This is a genomic window from Gracilimonas mengyeensis, assembly GCF_900182705.1.
GTDB lineage: Bacteria > Bacteroidota > Rhodothermia > Balneolales > Balneolaceae > Gracilimonas > Gracilimonas mengyeensis.
Window position 1 is genome coordinate 39,653 of record NZ_FXTP01000019.1, and the last position, 24,440, is coordinate 64,092.

Sequence of the window (24,440 nt, forward strand, 5' to 3'; positions counted from 1 at the left end):
CTAAATGATAAATCAAATAAATATTACACTTAGATCATGAAAGTATTAGTAATTGGCGCAAACGGACAAATTGGCCAACGATTGGTGAAAAAGCTGAAAGATGCCGGGCACAATCCTAAAGCCATGATCCGAAAAGAAGAGCAGAAATCGAAGTTTGAGGAAGAGGGAATTGAAACGGTTTTAGGTGACCTGGAAGAAGATTTTTCCCATGCTTACGAAGGTGTGGATGCGGTAGTATTTACGGCAGGTTCTGGCGCTCAAACCCCTAAATCCCAAACGAAAGTCATTGATCAAAACGGAGCCATTAAGGCCGTTAATGAAGCTGGTAAGGCCGGCACTGAGCGTTTTATAATGGTTAGTGCTTTGTTGGCAAATCGTAGCACAGAGCTATGGTCTGAGCCCATGCAGCATTATTATGAGGCTAAATCTACAGCAGATGAACATCTGCGAAAATCAGGATTAGACTACACGGTACTGATGCCCGGCCGCCTTACAAATGATGAAGGAACCGGAAAGATAGAATTAAGTGAAGAAATTGAAGTAGATGATCGTACGATTACCCGCGATGATGTGGCATCCGTTATCGTTGCTATCCTGGATGAAGAATCTACTTTTGGGAAAGACTTAGAGCTGCTTCAAGGCGAAAATTCTATCGAAGAAGCCATTAATAGCATAAATTAGTTTAACATGGAACAATTTCTCTGCTGATTTGTTTGGATACCTGTAACACGTAGAATAATACAAACTAAAAAGGACAGAGATCATGAGTGACGTTAAAACTGCGATCATATATTACAGTTCAACAGGCGTAAATTATCAACTGGCTCAGTGGGCTGCCGAAAGTGCAAAGGAAAACGGTTCAGAGGTGCGCCTACGAAAAGTAGAGGAGTTGGCCCCGGAACAGGCAATAGAACAGAATCCTGCATGGAAAGAACATTATGAAGCTACAAAAGATGTAGAAACTGCTTCCATGGATGATTTGGAATGGGCCGATACTATTGTATTCAGTGCTCCAACCAGATATGGTAATGTTCCTGCACAGTTAAAACAGTTTCTGGATTCAACAGGACCGCTATGGCAACAGGGAAAGCTGGTGAATAAAGTAGTAACCGGTATGACAAGTGCCATTAACCCGCATGGTGGACAAGAGGAAACCCTGCTATCATTATACACAACCATGCATCACTGGGGTTCCATTGTAGTATCTCCGGGATATACGGATGATGCCGTTTATGCAGCCGGAGGCAATCCTTATGGTACTTCAGTAGCTGCCGACATGGAAGGCAATATGAATGTGGAAGATACAGATATCATAAAACAGGCCGTACACCATCAGGTTAAGCGTGCGGTAGGTATTGCTGAAAGTATAGTGGCAAGCGATGCTGTATCCGTATAATGGCTTAAGCAGATTGCTTTAAAAGCTATCGAGAGATGGATTATTTTTAGCTTACACTCTAATAAACCCCAATCCATCACCGAAAAAAACGCAATAAAAAACCCCGGATGGTGTCAACAATCCGGGGTTATTAGGGGTACAAATATAGTAGTTTAGTTTAGGTATGCTATGAGTTAACTACTATTCTACGATAAACTTTCCTTTCATCATGGCATAGTGGCCAGGGAAACTGCAAATGAAGTCGTATGTTCCAGCTTCAGGTGCGGTAAATTCTATAGTTGTTTCCTGTCCGCCGCCAATTAATTTAGTATGTGTGATTACATTCTCAGAATCTTCTGGGATGTACTCATTTCCTGCAAATTTTGAAGCTGCAGCACCAAATTTGTTAATGTCAGTGCCTTGGGTTAGCAATACCCAGTTGTGGCCCATAGCTGCTTTTGGCAGTTTGCCCACATGCTTCAGTGTCAAAACCACGGTTTGACCCGCTTCAACTTTAATTTCGTCTAAGTTAAACTGCATTTTATCATTGCCTTCGATCGTTATTTCAACGGTATCTTGGGCAAATGCAGCGCTGCTCAATGCCAGCGTAAAAATTGTCAAAATGGATAATAGGAATCTCATAGTATTGATGATTTTTGATTTTTATTTATCTGCGAACCGACCTCGATAATTTCGGATACGCATGTCTTATTTTGCACTTCCAAAATCAGGGTTCATTGTGAACATTTTGTGAAGAACCCGGAGTTTTTTTCTTCATAAACCAAAAAGTAGCATGAAACACACTCAGCCAAAAAAAATCCGGAAAAGGAAATTCAAAATGATATTTTGAAGCGTCAATATTAATCCAAGGAGCAGAATTATGGATATGGTACGATGGGGCGTTTTAAGCACCGCAAATATTGGAACAGAACATGTAATACCTGGCATGCAAAAAGGAAAATTGTGCTCAGTAGAAGCCATTGCCTCCCGGAGTAAAGAGAAGGCCGAAAGGGTGGCAGCTCAGTTGGATATTGAAAAAGCCTATGGTTCCTACGAACAGTTACTGGCCGATGCTAATATCGATGCTATTTACATTCCATTACCCAACCATATGCATGTAGAGTGGACGATAGAAGCTCTGGAAGCCGGCAAGCATGTTTTATGTGAGAAACCCATCAGCATGAACAGAGAGGAGGCGGAAAAGCTGGCAAGGTCCGTTGAGGATTTTCCAGACCTGAAAGTGATGGAAGCATTCATGTATCGTTTTCATCCCCAGTGGGATCAGGTAAAACAATGGTTAAAGGAAGAAAAGGTGGGGCGGATTACTAGTATTGATTCCATTTTTACCTACTTCAACAACAACCCGGATAATATCAGAAATAAAGCGGAGATAGGCGGGGGAGGTATGCTCGATATTGGTTGTTACTGCTTATCTGCCTCCCGTTATATTTTGCATGATGAGCCGGTACAAGTTTTTGCTGAAATGGACTTTGATCCCGAGTTTGAAACGGATCGCTTGGCCACCGGGGTACTTACTTTTCCCGGCTGCAGTGCTACTTTCACCTGTTCAACCCAGAGTAGTCCTACACAAAAACTTACCATTTTGGGTACCGAGGGAATTATCGAAATGGATATTCCCTTTAATCCTTTGCTGGCAACCACCACTGTATATTTGAAAAAAGATGGAGAAATAGTGGAAAAGAAAGAGTTTAGTGCGGACCACTACACCCTGCAAGGCGATGCATTTTCCAAAGCCATACTGGATGACACCGAAGTGCCAACACCATTGGAAGATGCGCTTGCTAACATGAAGGTGATTGATGCCTTATTTGAAAGTGCAAAAAGGCAGGCCGTAATAAAGCTGTGAGGAAAAGAGTAACAGATAATGGCCTGTTCTGTGCCTTTTATAGTCGGTTACACTTTCAAATCTATATTCTTGCCAACTTTTTTATTCCCTGATTTTGGCTGTCTGAGCCCTGATTTCACCTTTTCTACTTTGTATTCAGAGAGGGTATCAGGATTGATAGTAACCTCATCGTCAATTTCAAAAGGCTTCTCGGGCTGTTCCTGGTTTTCTTTACGCTCCTTTTTCTCTCGCTCCTTGGTCTCCTCCTTGTATTTGAGGAGCTCGGGCAATTTTCGAAGTCGTGATATTTTTGGAACAAGTGACATAATGAAATACCTATATATAATTTAGATACTTCATTATCGGTTCAACAACCGAAGTTATTAAGTTAGAATCATAAAGAAGTTTGTAGAGCCTCCCTGATAGGCTATAAACCTGATATTTGTTTATGATGAAAGCATGTACCTGTCAAGAAAACATAACCTGATCTTTAGACAACTCAGATTTTAGCTTGATCAGCAGCTTTCCGACGATCTGAGAAATACGTGCTTCAGTTAACTCCAGAAGCAGTGCGATTTCACTCATCGTCATATCCTCATAATAATATAGCATCAGGATCAGACGCTCGCGTTCTTTCAACTCTCCAATTTTCTTTTGAAGGGCTTCAGTACGCTCCTTTTTTTCCAGGTTGAGATCGGGTGTTTCACTATCCGGATCTTCATGGAAATCGTAGTGTGAACTGGCCCCGGAATCGTCGTAGGCCGGACTGTCCAGCGATAACACATTCCGCTGCTGTACATTGGAGAGCAGCTTATGATAGTCGTCAATATCCATATCCAGTTCCTCGGCAATTTCTTCATCCGAAGGTTCGCGGCCTAAAATCTGGCTTTTCTGATCGATTACATTTTGGACTTCCCCATAGTTCTTGCGCTGTTTGCGGGGCAGCTGGTCTATGCTGCGCAGGTAATCCACGATACTTCCGCGAATGCGGTAATACGCAAAGGTATTGAACTGTATGTTGCGTTCGTGATCGTAGGAATCCATGGCTTGCAACAGCCCGTAAATGCCCGCGCTTTCAAGGTCCTCACGTTGAGTGAGGGGCTGATCGGGGCGGCTTATTTTCCCTATGATGCTGCGGATAAGCGGCATCGACTTACTGATAATTGAATTTCGTAAACCCGGAGCCGGATTTTTGCAATACAGCTCCATGAGTTCTTGTAGTGATTTGTTGCCCATATTAGTGTTCCCCTTTAGCTTTAGTGTTACCTCCGCCTGAGCCTGAGCTTGACATGGTCATATTTTCAGAATGGTTTTCCTTCACCACATTTAATAAAAAGATGGTGATATATATGACCGCAAACAGGCTCATGAAGACAATCATACTTCTGTACAAAGCTATGTCGATATTGGCTCCGGAGAGCATCAACAGCATAAACAGGATTAGAGAAATAACGGAAATAAGTCTTATTAACATGGTGTTCTCCTATTATTTAGAGTACAGGTTTTAGTTGAGATTGCTCATGATTTGCCGCAAGGGCAATGAGGTTGTTCGCAATGAACTCAAGTTCTTGCAGAACTTCGCTTTCGGCCTCGCTTTCAATGAGTGTTGTTTGTTGTATAACCGCATCTTTCACGCTTTTGCTGGCCGGTATAAATCCCAGATAATGGCTTTTCTTTTGCAAAAAGTATGATAGAATAGTGTTGAAGCGGTTAAGCGTGCTTTCTGCGGTTGCTTCGTCGTCCGCAAAATTGATGATGCTGGCAAAGCGATACTCCGGGTCAATATTGTACACGTATTTGCACAACCGGTACACATCCGAGATAGCGGCGGGTTCGTCCACTAAAATCAGGGTGCCAATGTCGGCGGTATCCAGGGCCCATAAGGCCATTTCACCGGCACCTGCGGGAGTATCAATTACCACAAAGTCATGATATTCTTTAAGAAAATGGACCACTTGGTCGAGCGCATCCATAATAAGTTCCGAGCTCAGATTGGCTTGTGCGGGTTCATTGGCGGCCGTCACCAGGCTGATGCCGGAAGCATCCTGTGGAAGTTCCTCCAATACACACTGTCCGTTTATCCAGTCGGTCACGGTAGCTCTTACCGGTTCGTTCATCAGGGTTGCACAATTAGCCAGGCCGAGGTCAACATCCAGCAGGGCGGTCTTATAGCCCATTTTGCTAAGCATAGCTGCCGTATTGATGCTGGCCATACTTTTTCCAACACCGCCTTTTCCGCTAATTACCGTATATACAAAAGGTTTATTCATGTTCTGTTGCGTAATCATAAGTGTCAATTTTCCTGTAATATTTTTTGTGCGAACCACTGTGGATTAAATTCACCCAGGCTGTTGGGTATACTTTCGCCACGGCTGGTGTAGCGGGCGTTTCCTCCCATTTCTTGTAAGAATGGAATGATCGGACCCCATTGGGAAACCTCATCCAAATGGGTGATAGCCACATAGTCTGGCTGCAGCGGGTGGTGTGTGGCCGAAGAGTTTCTGAAATAGAATCGGTTCAACGCAGCATTTACCACATAGTGTACTTCAAAAGGCGTAAGTGGCGTCAGCATCTGCCGGATTTTCCAAAAGTCCCGGAAGGCATTGTCTTGTTCCACATTTATCGAAGGCGTATCAATGAATACATGATCAAATTCTTCCCATGCTGCCATATAATCATTTACATCTTTGCCGTTCTTAATCTCAAAATAGGGCAGCTCATGATCCTCGCAGAAAGGCTTAAGAATGGTATAGTAAGCACCGTTTTCTTTTTTGTTTTGGGGATGCACGGATGCTACCGCAATTTTCTTGTCTTCCATCAGGTCGGGGTGCTGACTGAGTTTCATAATCAGGCTTGTCTTTCCGGAACCGGAGGGACCCACAAACATCATGTACTTCTGGGGCTCGTCGAAATCGTTTTTACCCAAAGCCTGGCGGATAATAGCTGCCAGCTTATTCATAAACTGTTCGGGTTGATCGTAGGGATCGATGCCCTTTTCAATGATCTGGCCAAACCAGCCGGCAATTACGCTGGTGGTAATACCGGTATGAACCAACTGCTGAAAAGCAGGGTGGGAGGCATAATCCAGGTTTGCCGATATCAGGGCCGAATCGAGCAGGGCTTCAAGTTTATCAAAGCGTTTGTGCAAGGCTTTGACTTCCCTCTCATCATTTCGTGCAGGTAACACTGTAGTAGCCTGTCGGAATGTTTTTCGCGAGGAGTTTTCACTTTGTTTGAAATGGGTGATGAATTTTCCATCAGCACCTTTGGGGTTGTCTTTTTGTTTTCCATTGTCAAAAACACTTTTAATAACGGGCTTCGGCTTTTTATGATCTTCTCCATCAGCCTTGCCGTTAGTTTTTGGTGGGGTTGGCGCATTGCGTACCGCTGAGCGGCTGTAGGTGGTTGCACCAGCCGCTGTTCCATTGCCATTACTCTTTGGAGCGGCATCGAAGGCTGTTCCATTATCTTGCTGGCGAAAGGAGGTACCATTGCCATTTGTACGTGCTTCAAAATGCTGTGCAAAATCTTTCTTCTCGATTTGCTTGGCATACTGGCGCAATTTGTTGAGCTTCTCTTCACCGCCTGAGGCTTTTTTAGGAGCCTGCGCAGCGGCAGATCGTTCAAACTTTACGCCTGCATTATCTTGTTGTTGAGCCGGAGGTTGTTTTGAGGCAGAGGCTTGTTGGCCAGACGAGGGTTTATCGCCTGATTTATTCTTTTCATCAGAAAAGATGGTGATTTTAGCCTTGCCGTTTTCATTTCCTTCGGCCGCTTCAATTACCAAAAAGTCATCGCCATACATTTGCTGGGCGCTCTTTTTGGCTGCTTCAATCGTTTTTCCAAAAATATTCTTGAGTATCATGCGGTTACGAATTCTTCAGATTGTTGAGCTGGTTGTTCAAAAGGTTCTTTAGGTGCGTCAATCTTTTCGGATTGTTCAATGCGTAAACGGTCAAAGGTTTTGAACTGAACATCCTGGGTGATGTCGTTGTATGACAGCACATTTATATCTGGCAAGATTGGTGCCAGAAATTCGAAAAGGGTGAACCGAAGGACTGGTGAGGTCAATAAAATCGGATCAAATCCTTGTCGAATCATTTGATCAAAAATGGTAGAGGCGTTCTTGTAAATTGCTTCTACGGTGTCTGGAGTAAGCCCAAGGGTGTTGCTGTTCAGCATGCCTTGCTGGGCCTGAGAAAGCAGGTGTGATTCCAGATTTGAATCCATCATCACCACTACTACTTCGTTGTTCTCATTTACAAATTGTTTGGTAATGGTTTCCGATAAAGCAGCCCGGCAGTACTCGTTAAGTACATCGGTATTAGTGGTTTGGCCGCAATAATCGGCTAAGGTCTCGAGGATCGTATTCAGATCTTTAACCGGGATACGCTCACGCAGCAATCGCTTCAATACTTTTTGTATTTCGCCAATTTTCATACCGTCCGGGATCAGTTCTTCAACCAGGGCAGGCGACTGCTCTTTAATATTGTCAATAAGCTTTTTCACCATCTGGCGGTCCACCAGTTTGTGGGCATTTTTCTTCAGAACTTCCATCAGGTGAGTGGTAATTACCGCTCCGGCTTCGATTACAGAAAGACCATATTTTTCCGCTTGTGACTTATTTTTTCCGCTTACCCAAATAGCATCCATTCCAAATGTTGGATCTTTGGTTTCAATACCCTGGATGTCGGGCTTGAAGTCGGAAGGCAGCAGGGTAAGATGGTAGCCGGGGAGTAATTCTCCATCGCCTTGTTGGATACCTCGCATTTTAATGGTGTAGTGGTTGGCATCCAGTTGTACGTTATCGCGGATACGGATAGAAGGAATGATGATGCCCAGCTCTGACGCCATTTGTTTGCGGAGGGAAGTCATTCGCTCAAGCAAGTCTCCGCCCTGGTCGGTTTCAACCATTGGGATCAGACTGTAGCCAATTTCCAGCTCCAGCGTATCTACCAACAGGTAGTTTTCAACAGGATCATCTCCTTTGCCGGAAAGCGCCTTGGTTTCTTCGGCTTCCACTTCATCCTGTTCTTTCTGTTCAGTTTGCAAGCCATTGTAGGCCATGTAAAGCAGCAAGCCTGCAATCAGCCAGAAAGGAATCAGGGGAAGACCGGGGAGGGTTCCCAACACAAAAATGAAGGCGGCACCAATAACAATGGTTTTAGGATTACCGAGCAACTGGGAAACCAGTTCCTGGCTAAGGTTACCTTCACTGGCCGCACGGGATACAATCATACCGGCTGCAGTAGAAATCAGCAGGGCAGGGATTTGGGATACCAGACCGTCACCAATAGTTAACAAGGTATATTTACTCGCCGCTTCGCCGATTGGCATGCCGAGCTGCATAGTACCAATAATAAGTCCGCCAATAATGTTGATGAAAGTAATCAGAAGGCCGGCAATAACATCACCACGTACAAACTTACTGGCACCGTCCATGGCTCCATAGAAGTCGGCTTCGCGGGCAATTTCTTCCCTTTTCTTTTTGGCTTCCTGATCGGTGAGCAGGCCGGCACTCAGGTCGGCATCGATAGACATCTGCTTCCCGGGCATCGCATCCAGGGTAAAACGGGCGGCTACCTCGGCAATACGGGTAGAACCTTTGGTAATTACCACAAAGTTGATAATCACCAATACAGCAAAGATGATAATCCCGATAACAAAGTTACCCTGTACTATAAACCCGCCAAAGGTTTCAATAATCGACCCGGCATAACCCTCACTTAAGATGAGACGGGTAGTACCCACGTTCAAAGCCAGCCTGAATAAAGTCAGGATAAGCAACATTCCGGGGAATACTGCAAACTGCAATGGTTTTAGTGCATAGAAAGCTACCAGCAGTACAATAAGTGATAAAGAAATATTGATTGCCAGGAAAAAATCCATCAACGCCGTAGGGAACGGAATAATCATGATCAGCAGGATCATGACGATACTGGAGGAAATAAGTACGTCCGTCTGGAAAAATGTTCCTTTTAATTTGTTGGTATCAAGTCCGCCAAAAGCCATTAAACTTATATTTTGTGTTTGTTTTTAAGTTTGTAAACATACGCCAGGATCTCTGCTACGGCCCTGAATTGGTCTTCAGGGATAAATTCGTCTTCTTCTGCGGTAGCAAAAAGAGCACGGGCTACAGGTTTATTCTCTACAATAGGTATGCCATAATTTTTTGCGAGCTCTTTTATTCGAAGAGCTTTCAGTCTTTTTCCCTTTGCCATCACAATAGGAGCACCATTTGTTTCGGGATCATATCGAATGGCTACGGCGTAGTGCGTAGGGTTGGCTACTACCACATCGGAATTTAATACCGCGTGGTCCAGACGTTTTTTCTGGCGAAGCTTCATCCCAAACTGACGACGCTGTCCTTTTACATGAGGATCACCTTCCATCTGCTTGTATTCGTCCTTCACTTCCTGCTTAGTCATGCGAAGGTCTTTATGATGCTGAAATCGCTGGTAGATAGCATCGGCAATAGAAAGTACTAGCAGAGCGGCCAGAATTCGGGTTACAAACATGAGTACATAGGATCCGGTCTCGCTCATACTATAGTCAAGAGGGGAGATCATGAAAGAGACAAATTTGTCTATATCATTCTTAACGGTATAGTATCCGATTAAGACGACGATAAAGAGTTTGATAAACCCTTTTACCAGTTCAACCAGCCCTTTGGTGGAAAAAATATTTTTTATACCGCTGGCCGGATTCATTTTGCTGGCTTTCGGAGCCATGGCCTTGACGGCAAATACGCCGCCGGTTTGAGCCAGGTTGACGATTAAAGTCACGATGACCAGTATGAGCAGTATAGGCCCAATCATTCCAATTCCTGCAAATAATGCATCATGGAGAAAGCCTATTGCATCTTCTTTATCAGTGAACCCGCCACCAGCGTCATGAAAGAAGGATTCGAATAATTTGGTAACATTATCCGCTACCGATTCACTCATAGCTATAAACATAAGTATAGCCGTAATGAGCACCGCCACTGACGATACTTCCTTGCTGATACTTACATTCCCTTCCTTGCGCGCTTCATCCAGCTTGCGCTGCGTGGGTTCTTCTGTTTTTTCTTGATCTGAACTTTGGTCTGCCATGCCAGGCTATATTCAAAAACGATACCATATATAGTGGAGTGCTTCCCAGCCGCTAAATAATGAGGTGACCGTAGTCTGCTTGGACAAAAAATCCATCCATGCGGAAAACATTTCCCCAAAACAGTGAAAATTTTCGGAGGAGGGAGGAAAAATTTTTTCAAGAAATATTTTTTATCCGATTGGTGATTGATAGGTCAGAAACTCGGCATAAAAGGGCATATAGATACTTTAGAGGACATTCAGGTAAATAAATTAGAAGATCCATCAAGACAGAAAAAGCCCCGGAATTCCTCAAAAAAACGGAGGTCAGTGTACAATGGCATAAAAGTTGAACTATTCGGTCGTGAAAAGAAGGGAAAGCCGTTCCACGGTGTGAATCCCCAAAATTATAAACCACTATCAGTTTTTTATGATTGACCGAATATATGCTCATATGCAGGCCATGCAGGTGTTATCCAAATCGCAGGAAGCGACAGCAGATAATCTGGCAAACATCAATACCCCTGGTTTCAAAGGGAATAAGATGTTTTACCGCATGTTTAAAGAAAATATTGACGGCCGCGAAGTAATTAAAAGCGTGCCTATGCAACGTATCAACCTGAACCAGGGCGTGCTGGAGCCTACCGGTAATGAGTTTGACCTGGGTATTAACGGCGACGGATTTTTTATGGTAGAACAAGACGGGCAGAATATGCTGACCCGCGATGGCCGCTTTCACTTAGACCCGGATGGCTTTTTAGTGAACGGAAGTGGTGCCAAAGTGATGGGCAACTCCGGTGAGATTGATCTTTCGGACTACTTTATGGCACAGGGCGACGGCGAGATGCCTAAGCTGGAAATTGCCAAAGACGGCACCATCAGCCTGAATGACCGCCCGATTGACAAGCTGCGTATGGTAAATGTAGAAGATTCCAGCCAGCTGCAGCGCAAGGGCAGTGCCTACTTTACCGTGGAAGACGAGAGCATGCTTACGGATGATAATACCGGCACCATTATGCAAGGATATTTTGAAAAAGGAAATGTAGAGCCTCTGGCTGAGATGGTTGATATGATGCAGAACACGAAAATGTTCGAATCTCAGCAACGCGCTCTGAAAACCTCTGACGAGTTATTGTCACGGGTTAGCACACAACTCGGAAAATATTAATCAACAGTAAAACCCTATACACATGTTTAGAGCACTAAGTACAGCTGCACTCGGTATGAGTGCCCAACAACGATCGGTAGATAACATTGCCAATAACCTGGCCAACGTTGGAACCACCGGTTTCAAGAGAAGCACGATTGCTTTTCAGGATCTTTTTTATGAAAACATTGCCTCTTCAAAAATAGGGGGCTCCGTAGATAACAACTCCGGTACCGGTCCTGCTTTGCAAATCGGACACGGATCACGTGCCGTGGCAACCATTCGAAACTTTATGCAGGGTTCCGTTACAGAAACAGGGAATGCCCTGGATGTAGCTATTACAGGTTCCGGTTTCTTCCAGGTTGAAATGCCGGACGGAAGCATTGCCTATACCCGTGATGGTAACTTTAGCCAGGATGCCACCGGTATGCTGGTGAATAACTCCGGATTGCCTCTGGCCAGCCAGATCGAAATCCCCAGTGATGCCGCTGCTATCGAAATTGGACAAGATGGAACCGTCACAGCCCTGATGGCTGGTGATAACAGTCAGGTGGAACTCGGACAAATTGAATTGGCAAAATTTGCCAACGCCGGTGGTTTGGAAGCCGTGGGGGACAACCTGTTCCGCGAAACCGAAGCTTCCGGTATGCCTTTTTATGCGGCACCCGGATCAGAAGGCTTTGGAGCCGTACGCCAGGGTTTCCTTGAGCAATCCAACGTAGATATTGTAAATGAGATGGTACGACTGATTGAAGCGCAGCGTGCCTACGAAACAAACTCGAAGATGGTACAGACCGCTGAAGATATGATGTCTGTAACCAACTCCATTAAACGATAAGCTTTGATAAAATGACGAGTAGTAGCTTTCTCTTCATAGTAGTCATGTTAGTCCTCCCGGTCCAACCGGTAACGGCCACTGAGCCTGCCGGGGCCGAGGAGGTTATTGTGGACATGGCCCTTGAAGCAGTACAAGCTAAATTTGCTGATCAAAGCTTCCGTTTCCAGCTATCGCCAAGGTGGATACCCCGTTCAGTACGGGAAATATCGCCGGCGCAAATTCAAATGGTTCAACCGGTAGGGCCTATCCAAAAATACACCAGCTTTGAGGTGGTGTATCAGGCAGGAGGTCAGCCGGATAAAACCGAGATACAGCTGGAAGTGGTTGCTGAGCAAAAATTACCTGTCTTAAGTCAAAGGGTCGTTGCTGGTCAGGCGATAAAAGCCGAGGATCTCAGCTGGGCCTGGATTCAAATTACCCTGGGCCGCGAACAGCCGGTATCTGACATGGATCAGCTACTGGGAAAAACCTTACGTCGAACACTTAATCCCGGTCAGTACATCAATCCGGATTATTTAAGTGCCGGCTATGTGGTTGAAGCAGGCGGTACCGTAAACCTGGTTTATCAGCAAAATGGACTGCAAATAATGTTGGCATGCGAAGCCAGACAGGATGGAGCCCTGAACGACGAAATTCAAATTTACTGCAAAGAAACACGAAATAAATATCTGGGCAAGATTACAGGCCCTGGAGAAGCAGCATGGTTAAGAACGCATTAAACAATTTATATCTAACAATACCACTTCTTATAGCAGCCATCATAATGCCTGCCCTAACAGCCGCACAATCATCACTGTATACCGATGTAAAAGCCAAGCAGATAGGAGATGTGATCACCGTGATACTGCGTGAAAGCACCTCTGGTAGCTCTACCTCAGATACCCAATTATCTACATCTGCCAATGGCGGAACGGAGGGCGCAGTAGCCAGTAATTTTCTTCCCTTCGAACCTACTTTTGGAGCTGAAGCTAATGTTAATTACGGTTCTGATCAGCGAAACCTTGCCAACCAGCGCCAGCTTTTGGAGGGTTTCATTAGTGTGCAGGTGAAAGAGGTAACTCCCAGCGGAGACTTGCTTGTGGAAGGCAACCGCCTGACCGAGGTTAACGGTGAAGTTCACGAGATGAGTTTGAGCGGTATTGTACGGCAGAACGATGTTAACAGCCAGAATCAGGTGTTATCCTATCGTATTGCTAACGCCAATATCAGCTATCAGAAAAAGGGTGGGATAAATCCCAAAACTAAAGACCGTGGATTGCTCAAAAAAGCAGTGTTAGGCGCTGTTTCCCTGGGAATGGGAGCGGCCATCCTGCTAAGACAATTGGGTAATTAAGAAGCTTTTGAAATGGACATGAATCTATCAATACACATAAAAATGAACTGGAAACTAATACTGGCTTTTCTTGCTACTCTGCTTTTTGCCATGTCTGTAATGTCACCGGTAGCACAGGCTCAAACCAAACTATCCAATTTGGTGGAGCTGGAAGACATGCAACGTAAAGAACTGATTGGATACGGCCTGGTTACCGGTCTGGATCGTACGGGCGACCGTTCTATGGGTACCCGCGGTTCGGCTTTTACGGTACAATCCGTGGCCAATATGTTAGAGAATTTTGGGATAACGGTAGATGCCGAACGCCTTCGCACCCGTAACGTAGCGGCAGTGATGGTTACAGCCTCCATCAGTCCCTATCATGCACCAGGAAGTGTAATTGATGTGACGGTATCGTCTTTGGGAGATGCACGAAGCTTACAGGGCGGGGTATTACTACAAACGCCTATGTTTGATCCTGATAACGAAGAAGTATTTGTAAAAGCCCAGGGGCCGCTGATTGTTGGCGGAGCTACGGCCGAGATTACCGGAGCACGTGTAAGCCAAAACCAAACCCTGACGGCTACTATCCCCGGGGGAGGCATAGTTGAGAAGAATGAAGAATTTGAAATGGATACCCAGAAGCCACTCGGCCTGGTACTTCGCGACCCCAACTTTACCAATGCAAGAAATATCGTAGAAACCATCAACCAGACTTTTGACGAAGAACTGGCCTCGATGCACCATTCCGGGCTGGTTCGCGTGGAGTGGCCCGAAGCCTTCCAAGATCGTGGAAATATGAATGTTTTTACCAGCATCATCCTGGACCAGGAAATTGTAGTAGAAACCCCGGCAAGGGTAGTGATCAACGAGCGTACCGGGACTATTGTAGCCGGCGGTGATGTGATTATTGACGATGCCATGATTTCTCATGGAAATCTGCAGCTGAGGACTCAAATCAGTCCGTATGTGAGTCAGCCTCCGGCCTTTAGCGGTGGCGAAACACAGGTGCTGGACGTTCCGGAAGCGGAACTAAGTGAAGAGCTGGCTCAGACTTTTGTACTGGAGCCACAAACCACGGTTCAGCAACTATCGGCATCACTGAATGCGCTGGGCATGACGCCACGGGACATCATTTCGATTTTCCAGGCACTGGACAAATCCGGCGTTCTGCGGGCTAAGTTGATTGTAATGTAAACGTTTTAAAACCGGCTTTATGGAGTTTGAGTATCCATCAAACCAGGAAATTTTAGAGAAGTATTAAACAAGGATAGTACCCATGAATATTGATGATTCATTTTTGCAAATCGCCCGCCGGCAGGTGAGCGATCAAAACAGCCAGCAAATTAAAAAAGAGCAGGCAGCCAACGATTTTGAAGAAATATTTGCCAAGCACCTCGTAAAAGAGATGACTAAAGATTCATTTAAGATGTCCGATAATAGCGGCGTAATGGGAAGTGCAAATAACCTGTACCGCGAACATATAACTGACGCTTTGGCGAAGGAGCTCGCTGAACAACGGAAATTGGGCATGGCTGATTTGGTAACCAAATACTGGAATCAGTCAAAAGCGTCATCGAACAACCATTAAACAAACCACACTCTACCAATGGAACATACAGATAACAGCATTATGCCATTACAGGTGCTATCTGAGACGATAGTATCACTAGACAAATGCTCAAATAAGCTCATCAAGGTAATGGAAGAACAAATTGATGCCATTATCGCATCAAACCCTTCCAGGATTGAAGCCCTTTCCGATATTCACTCAGAGCTTACGCTTGAGTACAAACAACAAGAAAAAGCCTTTATCAGGGAACTTTCAGAGTTACTGGAAGCTGAAAATTTAGGCAAGGAACAGCCACGCATGCGCCTGATGGACCTCAAAAACCATTATCCTGAGTATGCATCAGAAATTGACGGCTGGCATACATTGCTTACAAAAAACACCCAGTTGCTGCAAAACAAGCACAAGCAAATTATTCAGTTGCTTGAGTTTGCCATGGAGCAAAATGCACGCCTGATGCATTCCATGTACAGCGAGCACAGCACCAAGAATTCAAGATACAGTGCCAATGGCAACCGGTCTCCAATATCTACCGGTGTTGCCGTAAATCAAGAGGTATAAAATATTATGCGTTCACTTTTAGAAATTTCAAAAACCGGATTAAGGACGGCTGAACGTTCACTTTCGGTCACTTCCAACAACATCATTAATGCGGATACGCCGGGTTATTCGCGCCAGCGGGTTGAGAAATCTCCCCTAGGGATGCAGATGACCGGTTACCATTCCGGACTGGGTGTGGAAATTACCGGCTATACACGCCTTCGTAACGAAATGAACGACGTGCTGATGAACCAAAAGCAGCAGGATATGTCGTTCATGGAAAACAAGTCGAAGGTGTTTGAGCAGCTGGAAACCTTCCTGGCTACGGATTCAGGAAATGACCTGGATCTTAATATCAGTAACCTGCTGGATAGTTTCTCCGAACTGTCGTCGGATCCTCAGGATATGAGTGTGAGACACAGCCTGATAACCAACGCCCAGCAGCTTACTCAAAAGTTTCATGACATTGACCGGAACCTGGAACGTACCAGTGAGTTGACCCGTGAATCGGCCATCAAAACCACTGATTCCATCAATGGAATTCTAAAAGAAATCTATTCCCTGAACCAATCGATTGAACAGGGGCAAGCAGCTGGCCAACCTGATAATACCAGCCTGGATATTCGCGTAGCCAAGCTGGAAGAACTTTCCAAGCTAACAGGTTTCGAAAGTCAATTTACCGATAATGGTTCTGTTGAAATCCGTATTGGCGGCGTAAGTGTTTTGGATTCAGAAAAGGCTCAAACGCTAACTCCCGAAATTGATGCCGTTAACCGTGAGTTCAGAGTTCGTCTCGGCAGCGGTAAAACCGTAAATGTAGATTCCGGGAAGCTGGGTGCAGAAATAGAAATGTACCAGACTGAAATTCCGGAATTGAAGCAGAAAGTGGATGATTTGGCCGCTACGATGGTGAATGAATTCAACAGCCTGCATGCCACCGGTTTTGGATTGAATGACAACACCAACCGAAACTTCTTTGACCCAACCGGTACTACTGCGGCAGACATAAAAGTGAACCAGGTACTTATTGATGATCCCGCACATGTGGCTGCTTCTGTTAGTGATACAGAGGCTGGCAACGGTTCAGTGGCTGCTTCTATTGCAGAATTGAGAAACGAGAAACTAATTGACGGCCGGAAGCTGGTGGATTACACCGTAGGCCTGATAAGTTCTCCCGGCGCTGAGCTAAACAGCTTAAATGCACAAGTGGAAGCCCGCGACTCAGAACTGCAAATGTTGAAAATTCAGCAGGAACGAGAAGCCGGCGTAAACATTGACGAAGAGCTGAGCTTGATGATACAGTATCAGAATGCGTATCAGGGAGCAGCCCGCGTAATGGCATCGGCACAAGATATGTACGACACACTATTAGGAATAATGAGGTAAAACCATGAGAGTTACACAGAAACTGCTTTTTGGCAATTTTATGCGTGATGTTAATAAGAACCGCAGCGAAGCTGGAAGGATCCAGTCAGACCTTTCCAGTGGCCGCTCGGTTCGGGTGGCATCCCAGGCACCGGTTCCATTCCAGCGGTCCCGCATCCTGGAAGAAAACATCCGTAAGGAAGAACAATATCAGAGCAATTTGGACAGTGGCTTGCGGCAGGGAAGACTGGCGCAGGATACCCTCGACAAAATGATTGATAGCCTGATTGAGATTAAGGAAACAACGGTAAAAGGTGCCTCAGATTCCTATGGAGAAGAAAACCGGGTGAGTATGGCCGACCAGGTAAAAGGGATTAAAGTAACCCTTGCCAATGCCCTGAACCTGACCTATGGCGACCGATATCTCTTTGCCGGTACTAACAGTGATCAGGCACCTTTTGAAGTTGACGGTGCCGGAAATGTTACCAATAATAGTAATGCTAACCCGCCGGTAATTAAAGCTGGGGACGGTGTATCTATCAAGTTTAGTGTTACAGGCCAAGAACTGACCACAACGCCTGCCGGCGATATGTTTACGATATTGGGTGATATTGAACAGGCCCTGATTAACAATGACGGTGCTGCCCTTAACCAGTTGCTCACCGACGTACAGGATGTTATTGAACATGTAACGGATAAGACTTCCCAATTAGGGAATAATATCAATCGTATGGAGTACATGTTTGAGCAGTACGAATCTTCTAAAATTTCACAGGAAGCGGATATCAGTGGTTTGGTGGATACGGATTATGCCCAGGCTTTTTCCGACATGCAGCGTAACCAGGTAGCTTATGAATCAGCTATGGCTGTTCATACCACAATGTTTAGTAACACCTTGCTGGATTACTTGTAATCTCCAGGTTTACTATTGGACAGGTAGCAGAAGTATCAGTCTGAGCCTGTGTTTTCCAAAAAATAATTTCAATTAATGAATATGACAGATCAAGCCATCGCCACTTCGGAAACAGAAGTAAGTAATAAAGTGATACCCTGGGCAGAGCTGGTACTTTTTATCTCCGATATGAAGTATCTGAACATGAACCGGGTACGTAACCTTTCCGATATCTTTCATAAGGTGTCTGTATTGGCACCGGCCGGAACTCCTGAGGAACTTCCGGAAGATGTACAATGGAAACAGTATCACCCCGAATCATCTCGTGCAGAAATCTGGAATAACCAGCTAAAGACCACTGACAAAGAGTGGGTACTGTTTATTGAAGATGATGAAGAGATAAAATTTACGGATTTTCCACAGCCTGAAGTACTGAACGAGAAGTTATGGGCACCCGCGCTCATCAACCGGGAAGAAGGCGAGCGAGTGAACCAATTTTATCAGATTCGTTTGGTATATAATACCGGCGAAGCGGTTTTTCAGGGAAGAAACCTGCCGGATTGTACCCATTATATCACCAGTAACGGTATTGAGCTTTTAAATACGCCGGTACAATTAGACCGGTCGTCACAACTGTTTGAGAACGTAGATCCAAACGTAGAGTTCTCCATAGCCAGCTATGCGCCTCAAACCTATTTGGTTGAAGGCCACCGGTATTTTAAAGAAGGCAAGTACAACTATGCAGCCGCCCAATATCGTCAGCTGTTGAAGGCCAAAAAGCTGCTGCCTTTCGATCGACTGGCAGCTGTAAACGGTTTGGCCAGCTGCATGGCTGAGCGCTTTAAATGGGCCAATGCCTTGAGCCTGACGGAGCAATCGCTGCAGGCAGAATCACTACAGAATATCCCGAACTTGATCGAGTATCGAATTTATCAGCTTAAGCAGCAGTGGGATAAAGCTTTTGAGGCTCTCAGCCGGTATCACGAGTCGCTGGAACTGCACACCCGGTCCAGCTTTGATGTGAAGCTGAGCGAAGAAGAAACCTTGATTAACCTGGCAGACCTGGCTTTGAAGTCGGATCAGCGGGAACGTGCCTCTGAATATCTGAATGAATTTTTCAAGATTAAGAATGGGGATGTAGATCCGTCGTTTGTGAAAAAACTCCTGGTGCTTTGCATTGATTTGCATGACAAAAGTAAATCAGAGTTCTACTTTACTCGTTTGTTTGAAGGCCGGTATCCGGATCAGCTTGATCAGGAAGGCAAAGAGGATTTAAACGACTTCATGTCGCTTTTTATGAAAAATGAGTGGTATGAGTTCGTCTACAATATCTATAACGAATTATTCGATGAACACCCCGATGAAGACGAATTCAGACGCCGGCTGATTGTTGTTTCCATGAAAACAAACCGGCTGGAACAAGCTCGAAGGCTTGCTGCCAAAGTAGCATAAACGTCTTCATTTGTTTTAGAACTTCATGTATGGTTGGTGAGGAAAAAAGTCCATAACCCGCGTGTTAAACGTAGGTTATGGCTTTTTGGAATGATAAAATGCTAGCGCTAAATCCAATTTTTAAATCAGCTTAACAATAGCTATTATTCCGGCGCTGGTATTTGTCAAAATGATCGTTTTATAGAAAGTTTACAGACAAAGAGAGTGCTTTTGCTGTTTCTGTTTAACAACGGAGACCCCAAAAGAATAGTGAGCGTTGTGGGTTATTGAAGTTGCCCTCGCGTTCACTTTACTCTTTTTTTAATTAATATGAGTTCGAGATAAAAACCCGTCATTGCGAGGTATTCAGCGACCGAAAGGGAGCAAATACCGTGGCAATCTCCTGGATAATGCCTCTGAGCGTTATTAGGGAGATCGCTTCGTCGGTAGACATAATATCTTATGTACGCTAATGGGCTCCTCGCGATGACCAGCCTATTTTTGTATCATTCTTATCTCGAACTCACGTTAATTAGAAATCTGGTAACCTTGCCTTTCTCTCCAAAGATACCTCAATTAATTATCAGCACTCAGCACTCAGCACTCAGCACTCAGCACTCAGCACTCAGCACTCAATTACTCTTCTTTCAGCTTGTTGCGGATGGTCCGGTCGGAGATACCCAAAAGCTTTGCTGCTTCTTTTTGATTTCCCTGGGTATGATCCAGTGCTTTTTTGATCAGCTTGAGCTCCATTTCCTCAATTGACATTAGAGGCAGGTCGGCATTATTTAGCACTTCTTCACTGAGGTTTTCATCCACATTGGAAAACATGGCATTGTCGATATGCTCGGTGGTTATTTCGTCGGCATCCTGGGCCAGTATCACCCCGCGGTGAATCTGGTTGTTCAGCTCGCGGACATTACCACGCCAGTCGCGGCTAACCAGTGATTCCATGAGCTCTTCCGAAATCTCTTTGCGCTCCATGTTGTAGCGTTTGCTATAGTAGTCGGCAAAATAATTGGCCAGCAGTGGGATGTCACTCTTACGATGACGAAGGGGGGGGATTTCTACCGGAAATACATTTAAACGGTAGTAAAGATCTTCACGGAATTGGTTTTCCGCTATTGCTTTTGAGATGTTACGGTTAGAGGTAGCCAGGATCCGTACATCCGCTTTAATAGGCTTTTGACTACCTACGCGGTAGAATTCATTTTCCTGCAGCACGCGAAGCAATTTGGCCTGCACATTTATTTCAATTTCTGTGATCTCATCCAGCAATAAGGTTCCGCCCTGGGCCGCGTCAAAAGCTCCCTCACGGTCAGAGATGGCTCCGGTGAATGCGCCCTTCATGTGCCCAAACAGGGTGCTTTCAACCAATTCTGACGGAAGGTTTGCACAGTTTATTTTGATGTAAGGTCCTTCCGAGCGATTACTGTATTTATGAATCTCATGAGCAAAAACCTCTTTTCCGGTTCCGCTTTCTCCCTGTATCAAAACAGGGGCCATATTCTTGGCAATTTGTGGCACGATGCGCATCAGTTTCTTTATCTGGGGATCATTCCCGATAAACTCTGAACCCGGTTCGCCACTGGCATCTTTAACGGGACTTACTTTATTATCTTTGGCAGAGGAAGCTTTCTTGGCAGCTTTAGCGTCAGCCGGGGCTTCGGCTTTACGGGAGGGCGTGGTGATGTTGGCATCTTCATCAAAATAGCGGTTTACCCGGTACAGGATTTCTTTGCCTTTAAACGGTTTGGTAATGTAGTCAAACGCTCCCTTGTGCAAAGCCCGGACTGCGTGGTTGATATTCCCAAAGCCCGTAATCATGATGACGCCAATTTCAGGGTACTGCTCTTTTACATGCTTCAGCACTTCATCCCCGGTCATCTCGTTCATTTTAACATCGGTAATCACCAGATCAACTGGCTTGTCTTTGAGAGACTCCATGGCTTTAGCGGGATTATCAAAAGCAGAAACATTAAAGCCTTCGGAATCAAGAATCTCTTTCATGAAATCCAACAACAACTCGTCGTCGTCAACAACTAATATCGATCTCTTCATACATATTTTGATCAGTGTTTAAGCCTGCCTGCACGTACCGCAAATGGAGTGAGAGGGGCATGGATATGACGTAAATAAAAAAAGAGAGTTAAGAACTCTCTTTAAGTTATATAAAAATATATCCACAAAGAACAAAATGGAAGACTATTTCTCAATAATATTTTGAGCTATTTTGCCCCAAACATCAGAATCGTTAAGCATTTTACCGATCTCAGTTTGAGCAGCAGCTTCGGGGGATTGTTCTTTAGCGGCTTCGTATTCCTGCAACTTGGCTTTGTAACCTTTCAGCTTATCAAAAGAAGACTGATTCAGTTTCTCGAGTTCAATTTTTGCAAACAACTCTTCGCTTTTCTTAGCATTAGAAGGGTTGGTCAACGAAACCTTATCGGATGTTTCCCTGGCTTTGCCAATGGCTTCAGCCTGGTTGCTGCGTTCGGTACTATCAGATGCAGCAGTGCCATTTACGTGGCCGTTAATGTGGTTGTTTAGCTTGTTGATGTCCATGTCGTTATCCCTTTGTGATTTCAGATTCAAAAGTATGAAATGTTAGGATTCTTTGAAATATTGTATTGATCCTCTGCTTCGCGATGCTTTGTTGCCATTGCCAGCTTCTCTTGTTGAAGGTGTAACAACTGTTTCGCTTTCTTCTGAATATTCTCGTTTAGTCGTGTGAATAAATCAAACTTATGATTTAGTTCATCTAACTCATTCTTCTCGAAAGAGGAGGCAGGATACTGGTTCTCGTATTCAGTTAGTTTTTGAACATAAATACCTTTCAAGTTCAATTCATTTTCTATAACTGAAAACGATGGTTCCTCATTATCCAATTCCTCCAAAATCTTATTGCTGCTGTTATTAATTTTGCTAATTAATGTGTGAATTGGGCTCATTAGGATTTACTTCCTCGCTGGTGTTAAATTCACCGGTCTCTATCAGCTTTATCGGCTGAGTGGTTAAATACTTAAATTGGAATTTTTTAATAAACCGGGGGATTAGTAACCCTGGTTCATTCGGAAATTCATTACAGATTGAAACTGCTGTTCTCCATTTGCAATAATCTGTTGCAGCTTGTTAAACTGCTCGCGCTGACGCTCTTCGTAATCTTGTAAATAGCGTTCTTCTGACGCTATACGGCGATCCAGGCGGTCTATCTTTTGATCAATGCCATTTTCAACTGCAGAAAGCATCCCACCTGATTTGGTGTACGATTCTGCCATAGTCTTCATTTGGCCAACTGCTGAAGTTTCGGAATTAAACAAAGCTGCTATTTCGTCTGGACGCTCGTTCAGCGCCTCCATCAGCTTATCTTCATCGTCAATCTTCATCGCTCCGTTGTTCTCGAAAGTAATCCCGAAGTCAGAAAAACTATCGATCGTACCTGCGGCAGCACCGCCATCGGGTTGAATACCCGCGAGTCGCATGTTCACCATCAGGTTGCGTATAGACCGGACTCCCTGCAGGGGACCTTTATTTCCGGTTTCTCCGTCAATAAAAGTACGGCTGCGAATAACCCGGTTCATTTCGTTATAGGTATCAATAAATTCCTGGATGTTGCCTTTAGAGGCTTCCAGATCCTTTTGTACCGACATAGTTGCGTTTGAGTTCCCGCCTTTTAATAAGGTGAAATCCAAGCCTTCAATAGCGTCATCTACGGTATTACTGCTGCGTTCAAAAGTAACGCCGTCAACGGTAAAGCGGGCATCAAGTTCTGTTTCAGGAGTCAAACGGGTAAGTCCGCTGCTTATTTCTGCCAATACACCGGTGGCGCCACTAATTTCAATCTTGTTGGCTGTTCCGGTTTCAAAACTGGCCAGTGAAAGCTGTACATCCGTACCATTAGTAGAGAAAACGCTGGCCTGTGCTTCATTCTCAAAAGCAACTTTAAAGGCTTCGGCGAAGGAATCCATAATTTCTTCGTTGGTCTTATCGACCATGGTGCCTGTGCCGTCGTCTTTCTGAGTGTCAACGGTAATGGTTTCGGTTTTACCGCCGATGGTAATATCTATGCTGCCATTGCCAAAAGCAGCCAAATCGGTATTTGCGCCCGTTACCACTTGAGATAACTGAGTATCCCGTTTGGCAATGCGTTCTACGTCGATATTGAAGTTGGAAGTACGATCAATACCGGAAGCGGAGTTCACCCGAACCACATCCTCATCCGAAGAAGAGGTAGTGAGTTCCTGAAACATTTTATTGGCCGGATTCTGAAATTCATCCAGCTTAGAGATAAAAGAAGAAATAGACTTAGTTACATCTCCCAAAGCCTTCTTTTGTTCGGATTGAGTTTCTTTTTGAAGCTCAAGCCGATATTTGGTTTGGCTTTCAAGCTCAACAAGTTGAACCACAAATTGCTCGTATGGGTTGCTTTGTCTGAATAAGCTTTGAATGGTACTCATAGCGGTTGTGAACTAAATTAGTAGTTAGTTAGGGGCGTTTTCAGAAGGAGCACGGTTAGATACTTCCTCCCAGGTATCACGAATGGGTTCTAAAAGCTCTCTGAATTCTTCGAACTTTTTCTGGCGAGCCAATTCCTGGCAATAGCGATATAATTCAAAAAGCTGATCGGCCGGCTCAAAATCGAAATTAAGACCTTTAATCAGTGTTGAAAGAATATCACGCATTTTTTCGCTGTCTTCGCGATAAGAAGCCTGAATGGCAAGATCATACAGTTTTACCACCAGTTTGAGCGGTGGTACATTCATAACTGATTGTTTCTGATATGCCAGTTGTGGATTCTCCATAGTTTGAAAATTACGTTAATACATTTTTTACTGGTGCATGATTACGGAGTCAGCCGACTTTTGCACGCAGCAGTTTTTAATTCAAGCACCACTTGCGGGCAATATGATAGTCGACAACTCACATAATCTGCAGATCATCATACACCCCGGCAGGTGCAATTAGTGTGCCATGGGATTATCGACAAACATATAGCAAATCTTAAATACTGAAAAATAGCATCCTAAGCTCTGCAAAAAGAGGATATATGG

Annotated in this window: 26 protein-coding genes; 13 read left to right on the forward strand and 13 right to left on the reverse strand. The window is 44.7% G+C overall.

The annotated features are described in order from the left end of the window. Positions 1-36 precede the first annotated feature (36 nt). Positions 37-681, forward strand: coding sequence for an SDR family oxidoreductase (locus tag FN815_RS17450; RefSeq protein WP_142456125.1), 645 nt, complete (start codon positions 37-39; stop codon positions 679-681). A gap of 82 nt (positions 682-763) precedes the next feature. Further along, the gene (wrbA, locus tag FN815_RS17455; RefSeq protein ID WP_142456126.1) at positions 764-1,396 is read left to right on the forward strand and encodes an NAD(P)H:quinone oxidoreductase; all 633 of its coding nucleotides are present in this window, start codon (positions 764-766) and stop codon (positions 1,394-1,396) included. Between the two features lie 180 nt (positions 1,397-1,576). Here the strand turns inward: wrbA and azu are convergent, their stop codons facing one another. Continuing rightward, positions 1,577-2,017: an azurin gene (gene azu, locus FN815_RS17460; protein ID WP_142456127.1), complete on the reverse strand. Its 441-nt coding sequence runs from the start codon at positions 2,015-2,017 to the stop codon at positions 1,577-1,579. Between the two features lie 238 nt (positions 2,018-2,255). Here azu and FN815_RS17465 point away from each other — a divergent pair, with 238 nt between their 5' ends. After that, positions 2,256-3,242 (forward strand): Gfo/Idh/MocA family protein, encoded by a 987-nt coding sequence (locus FN815_RS17465; RefSeq protein ID WP_142456128.1) that lies wholly within the window; start codon positions 2,256-2,258, stop codon positions 3,240-3,242. 47 nt (positions 3,243-3,289) lie between these two features. Here FN815_RS17465 and FN815_RS17470 read toward each other — a convergent pair whose 3' ends face one another. From FN815_RS17470 to flhB, 7 genes are all read right to left on the reverse strand, one after another. Next, on the reverse strand, positions 3,290-3,547 hold the full coding sequence (locus FN815_RS17470; protein ID WP_142456129.1) for a hypothetical protein: 258 nt from the start codon (positions 3,545-3,547) through the stop codon (positions 3,290-3,292). Between the two features lie 142 nt (positions 3,548-3,689). Further along, complete coding sequence (locus FN815_RS17475; RefSeq protein WP_142456130.1) at positions 3,690-4,457, reverse strand: sigma-70 family RNA polymerase sigma factor; 768 nt, start codon at positions 4,455-4,457, stop codon at positions 3,690-3,692. 1 nt (position 4,458) lies between these two features. Then, positions 4,459-4,695: a hypothetical protein gene (locus FN815_RS17480; protein WP_142456131.1), complete on the reverse strand. Its 237-nt coding sequence runs from the start codon at positions 4,693-4,695 to the stop codon at positions 4,459-4,461. Positions 4,696-4,711: 16 nt separating this feature from the next. Beyond that, entirely contained in the window at positions 4,712-5,509 is a 798-nt protein-coding gene (locus FN815_RS17485) for a P-loop NTPase (RefSeq protein ID WP_142456132.1), read from the reverse strand. A gap of 5 nt (positions 5,510-5,514) precedes the next feature. Continuing rightward, entirely contained in the window at positions 5,515-7,086 is a 1,572-nt protein-coding gene (locus tag FN815_RS17490) for a hypothetical protein (RefSeq protein ID WP_142456133.1), read from the reverse strand. After that, entirely contained in the window at positions 7,083-9,233 is a 2,151-nt protein-coding gene (flhA, locus tag FN815_RS17495; protein WP_142456134.1) for a flagellar biosynthesis protein FlhA, read from the reverse strand. The genes FN815_RS17490 and flhA overlap by 4 nt, the downstream gene beginning before the upstream one ends. 5 nt (positions 9,234-9,238) lie before the next feature. Further along, positions 9,239-10,315, reverse strand: coding sequence for a flagellar biosynthesis protein FlhB (gene flhB / locus FN815_RS17500; RefSeq protein WP_142456135.1), 1,077 nt, complete (start codon positions 10,313-10,315; stop codon positions 9,239-9,241). Positions 10,316-10,724: 409 nt separating this feature from the next. On the opposite strand from flhB, the gene FN815_RS17505 reads away from it, so the two are divergent. The 10 genes from FN815_RS17505 to FN815_RS17550 all read left to right on the forward strand — a co-directional run bounded on the left by FN815_RS17505 (position 10,725) and on the right by FN815_RS17550 (position 19,410). Then, entirely contained in the window at positions 10,725-11,462 is a 738-nt protein-coding gene (locus FN815_RS17505) for a flagellar hook-basal body protein (protein ID WP_142456136.1), read from the forward strand. Positions 11,463-11,484: 22 nt separating this feature from the next. Continuing rightward, on the forward strand, positions 11,485-12,279 hold the full coding sequence (flgG, locus tag FN815_RS17510; RefSeq protein WP_142456137.1) for a flagellar basal-body rod protein FlgG: 795 nt from the start codon (positions 11,485-11,487) through the stop codon (positions 12,277-12,279). A gap of 44 nt (positions 12,280-12,323) precedes the next feature. Beyond that, positions 12,324-12,998 carry a flagellar basal body P-ring formation chaperone FlgA gene (flgA, locus tag FN815_RS17515; RefSeq protein ID WP_185957363.1) on the forward strand — a complete coding sequence of 225 codons (675 nt, stop codon included), beginning with the start codon at positions 12,324-12,326 and terminating at the stop codon, positions 12,996-12,998. Positions 12,999-13,042: 44 nt separating this feature from the next. After that, entirely contained in the window at positions 13,043-13,612 is a 570-nt protein-coding gene (locus tag FN815_RS17520) for a flagellar basal body L-ring protein FlgH (RefSeq protein WP_185957364.1), read from the forward strand. A 42-nt stretch (positions 13,613-13,654) separates the two neighbouring features. Next, positions 13,655-14,788: a flagellar basal body P-ring protein FlgI gene (locus FN815_RS17525; RefSeq protein WP_185957365.1), complete on the forward strand. Its 1,134-nt coding sequence runs from the start codon at positions 13,655-13,657 to the stop codon at positions 14,786-14,788. Positions 14,789-14,870: 82 nt separating this feature from the next. After that, positions 14,871-15,182: a hypothetical protein gene (locus FN815_RS17530; protein ID WP_142456141.1), complete on the forward strand. Its 312-nt coding sequence runs from the start codon at positions 14,871-14,873 to the stop codon at positions 15,180-15,182. 18 nt (positions 15,183-15,200) lie between these two features. Continuing rightward, a complete protein-coding gene (gene flgN, locus FN815_RS17535) occupies positions 15,201-15,722 on the forward strand; it encodes a flagellar export chaperone FlgN (protein ID WP_142456142.1) in 522 nt (173 codons plus the stop codon). 6 nt (positions 15,723-15,728) lie between these two features. After that, the gene (gene flgK, locus FN815_RS17540) at positions 15,729-17,087 is read left to right on the forward strand and encodes a flagellar hook-associated protein FlgK (protein ID WP_142456143.1); all 1,359 of its coding nucleotides are present in this window, start codon (positions 15,729-15,731) and stop codon (positions 17,085-17,087) included. Between the two features lie 4 nt (positions 17,088-17,091). Further along, positions 17,092-17,979 carry a flagellin N-terminal helical domain-containing protein gene (locus FN815_RS17545; protein ID WP_142456144.1) on the forward strand — a complete coding sequence of 296 codons (888 nt, stop codon included), beginning with the start codon at positions 17,092-17,094 and terminating at the stop codon, positions 17,977-17,979. A 75-nt stretch (positions 17,980-18,054) separates the two neighbouring features. Then, positions 18,055-19,410, forward strand: coding sequence for a tetratricopeptide repeat protein (locus FN815_RS17550; protein WP_142456145.1), 1,356 nt, complete (start codon positions 18,055-18,057; stop codon positions 19,408-19,410). Positions 19,411-20,025: 615 nt separating this feature from the next. Here the strand turns inward: FN815_RS17550 and FN815_RS17555 are convergent. The 5 genes from FN815_RS17555 to FN815_RS17575 form a co-directional block, all read right to left on the reverse strand. After that, the gene (locus tag FN815_RS17555; RefSeq protein WP_142456146.1) at positions 20,026-21,450 is read right to left on the reverse strand and encodes a sigma-54-dependent transcriptional regulator; all 1,425 of its coding nucleotides are present in this window, start codon (positions 21,448-21,450) and stop codon (positions 20,026-20,028) included. A gap of 144 nt (positions 21,451-21,594) precedes the next feature. After that, positions 21,595-21,954 carry a hypothetical protein gene (locus FN815_RS17560; RefSeq protein WP_142456147.1) on the reverse strand — a complete coding sequence of 120 codons (360 nt, stop codon included), beginning with the start codon at positions 21,952-21,954 and terminating at the stop codon, positions 21,595-21,597. Between the two features lie 26 nt (positions 21,955-21,980). Then, positions 21,981-22,340 (reverse strand): hypothetical protein, encoded by a 360-nt coding sequence (locus FN815_RS17565; protein WP_142456148.1) that lies wholly within the window; start codon positions 22,338-22,340, stop codon positions 21,981-21,983. 102 nt (positions 22,341-22,442) lie between these two features. Further along, entirely contained in the window at positions 22,443-23,846 is a 1,404-nt protein-coding gene (gene fliD / locus FN815_RS17570) for a flagellar filament capping protein FliD (protein WP_142456149.1), read from the reverse strand. A gap of 24 nt (positions 23,847-23,870) precedes the next feature. Beyond that, positions 23,871-24,191 carry a flagellar export chaperone FliS gene (locus tag FN815_RS17575; protein WP_142456150.1) on the reverse strand — a complete coding sequence of 107 codons (321 nt, stop codon included), beginning with the start codon at positions 24,189-24,191 and terminating at the stop codon, positions 23,871-23,873. Between the last annotated feature and the right edge of the window lie 249 nt (positions 24,192-24,440).

Excerpts from the sequence above, each read along its gene's own strand:
- FN815_RS17450 (WP_142456125.1), top strand. The coding sequence starts at position 37 with ATGAAAGTATTAGTAATTGGCGCAAACGGACAAATTGGCCAACGATTG.
- wrbA (WP_142456126.1), top strand. The coding sequence starts at position 764 with ATGAGTGACGTTAAAACTGCGATCATATATTACAGTTCAACAGGCGTA.
- azu (WP_142456127.1), bottom strand. The coding sequence starts at position 2,017 with ATGAGATTCCTATTATCCATTTTGACAATTTTTACGCTGGCATTGAGC.
- FN815_RS17465 (WP_142456128.1), top strand. The coding sequence starts at position 2,256 with ATGGATATGGTACGATGGGGCGTTTTAAGCACCGCAAATATTGGAACA.
- FN815_RS17470 (WP_142456129.1), bottom strand. The coding sequence starts at position 3,547 with ATGTCACTTGTTCCAAAAATATCACGACTTCGAAAATTGCCCGAGCTC.
- FN815_RS17475 (WP_142456130.1), bottom strand. The coding sequence starts at position 4,457 with ATGGGCAACAAATCACTACAAGAACTCATGGAGCTGTATTGCAAAAAT.
- FN815_RS17480 (WP_142456131.1), bottom strand. The coding sequence starts at position 4,695 with ATGTTAATAAGACTTATTTCCGTTATTTCTCTAATCCTGTTTATGCTG.
- FN815_RS17485 (WP_142456132.1), bottom strand. The coding sequence starts at position 5,509 with ATGATTACGCAACAGAACATGAATAAACCTTTTGTATATACGGTAATT.
- FN815_RS17490 (WP_142456133.1), bottom strand. The coding sequence starts at position 7,086 with ATGATACTCAAGAATATTTTTGGAAAAACGATTGAAGCAGCCAAAAAG.
- flhA (WP_142456134.1), bottom strand. The coding sequence starts at position 9,233 with ATGGCTTTTGGCGGACTTGATACCAACAAATTAAAAGGAACATTTTTC.
- flhB (WP_142456135.1), bottom strand. The coding sequence starts at position 10,315 with ATGGCAGACCAAAGTTCAGATCAAGAAAAAACAGAAGAACCCACGCAG.
- FN815_RS17505 (WP_142456136.1), top strand. The coding sequence starts at position 10,725 with ATGATTGACCGAATATATGCTCATATGCAGGCCATGCAGGTGTTATCC.
- flgG (WP_142456137.1), top strand. The coding sequence starts at position 11,485 with ATGTTTAGAGCACTAAGTACAGCTGCACTCGGTATGAGTGCCCAACAA.
- flgA (WP_185957363.1), top strand. The coding sequence starts at position 12,324 with ATGTTAGTCCTCCCGGTCCAACCGGTAACGGCCACTGAGCCTGCCGGG.
- FN815_RS17520 (WP_185957364.1), top strand. The coding sequence starts at position 13,043 with ATGCCTGCCCTAACAGCCGCACAATCATCACTGTATACCGATGTAAAA.
- FN815_RS17525 (WP_185957365.1), top strand. The coding sequence starts at position 13,655 with ATGAACTGGAAACTAATACTGGCTTTTCTTGCTACTCTGCTTTTTGCC.
- FN815_RS17530 (WP_142456141.1), top strand. The coding sequence starts at position 14,871 with ATGAATATTGATGATTCATTTTTGCAAATCGCCCGCCGGCAGGTGAGC.
- flgN (WP_142456142.1), top strand. The coding sequence starts at position 15,201 with ATGGAACATACAGATAACAGCATTATGCCATTACAGGTGCTATCTGAG.
- flgK (WP_142456143.1), top strand. The coding sequence starts at position 15,729 with ATGCGTTCACTTTTAGAAATTTCAAAAACCGGATTAAGGACGGCTGAA.
- FN815_RS17545 (WP_142456144.1), top strand. The coding sequence starts at position 17,092 with ATGAGAGTTACACAGAAACTGCTTTTTGGCAATTTTATGCGTGATGTT.
- FN815_RS17550 (WP_142456145.1), top strand. The coding sequence starts at position 18,055 with ATGAATATGACAGATCAAGCCATCGCCACTTCGGAAACAGAAGTAAGT.
- FN815_RS17555 (WP_142456146.1), bottom strand. The coding sequence starts at position 21,450 with ATGAAGAGATCGATATTAGTTGTTGACGACGACGAGTTGTTGTTGGAT.
- FN815_RS17560 (WP_142456147.1), bottom strand. The coding sequence starts at position 21,954 with ATGGACATCAACAAGCTAAACAACCACATTAACGGCCACGTAAATGGC.
- FN815_RS17565 (WP_142456148.1), bottom strand. The coding sequence starts at position 22,340 with ATGAGCCCAATTCACACATTAATTAGCAAAATTAATAACAGCAGCAAT.
- fliD (WP_142456149.1), bottom strand. The coding sequence starts at position 23,846 with ATGAGTACCATTCAAAGCTTATTCAGACAAAGCAACCCATACGAGCAA.
- FN815_RS17575 (WP_142456150.1), bottom strand. The coding sequence starts at position 24,191 with ATGGAGAATCCACAACTGGCATATCAGAAACAATCAGTTATGAATGTA.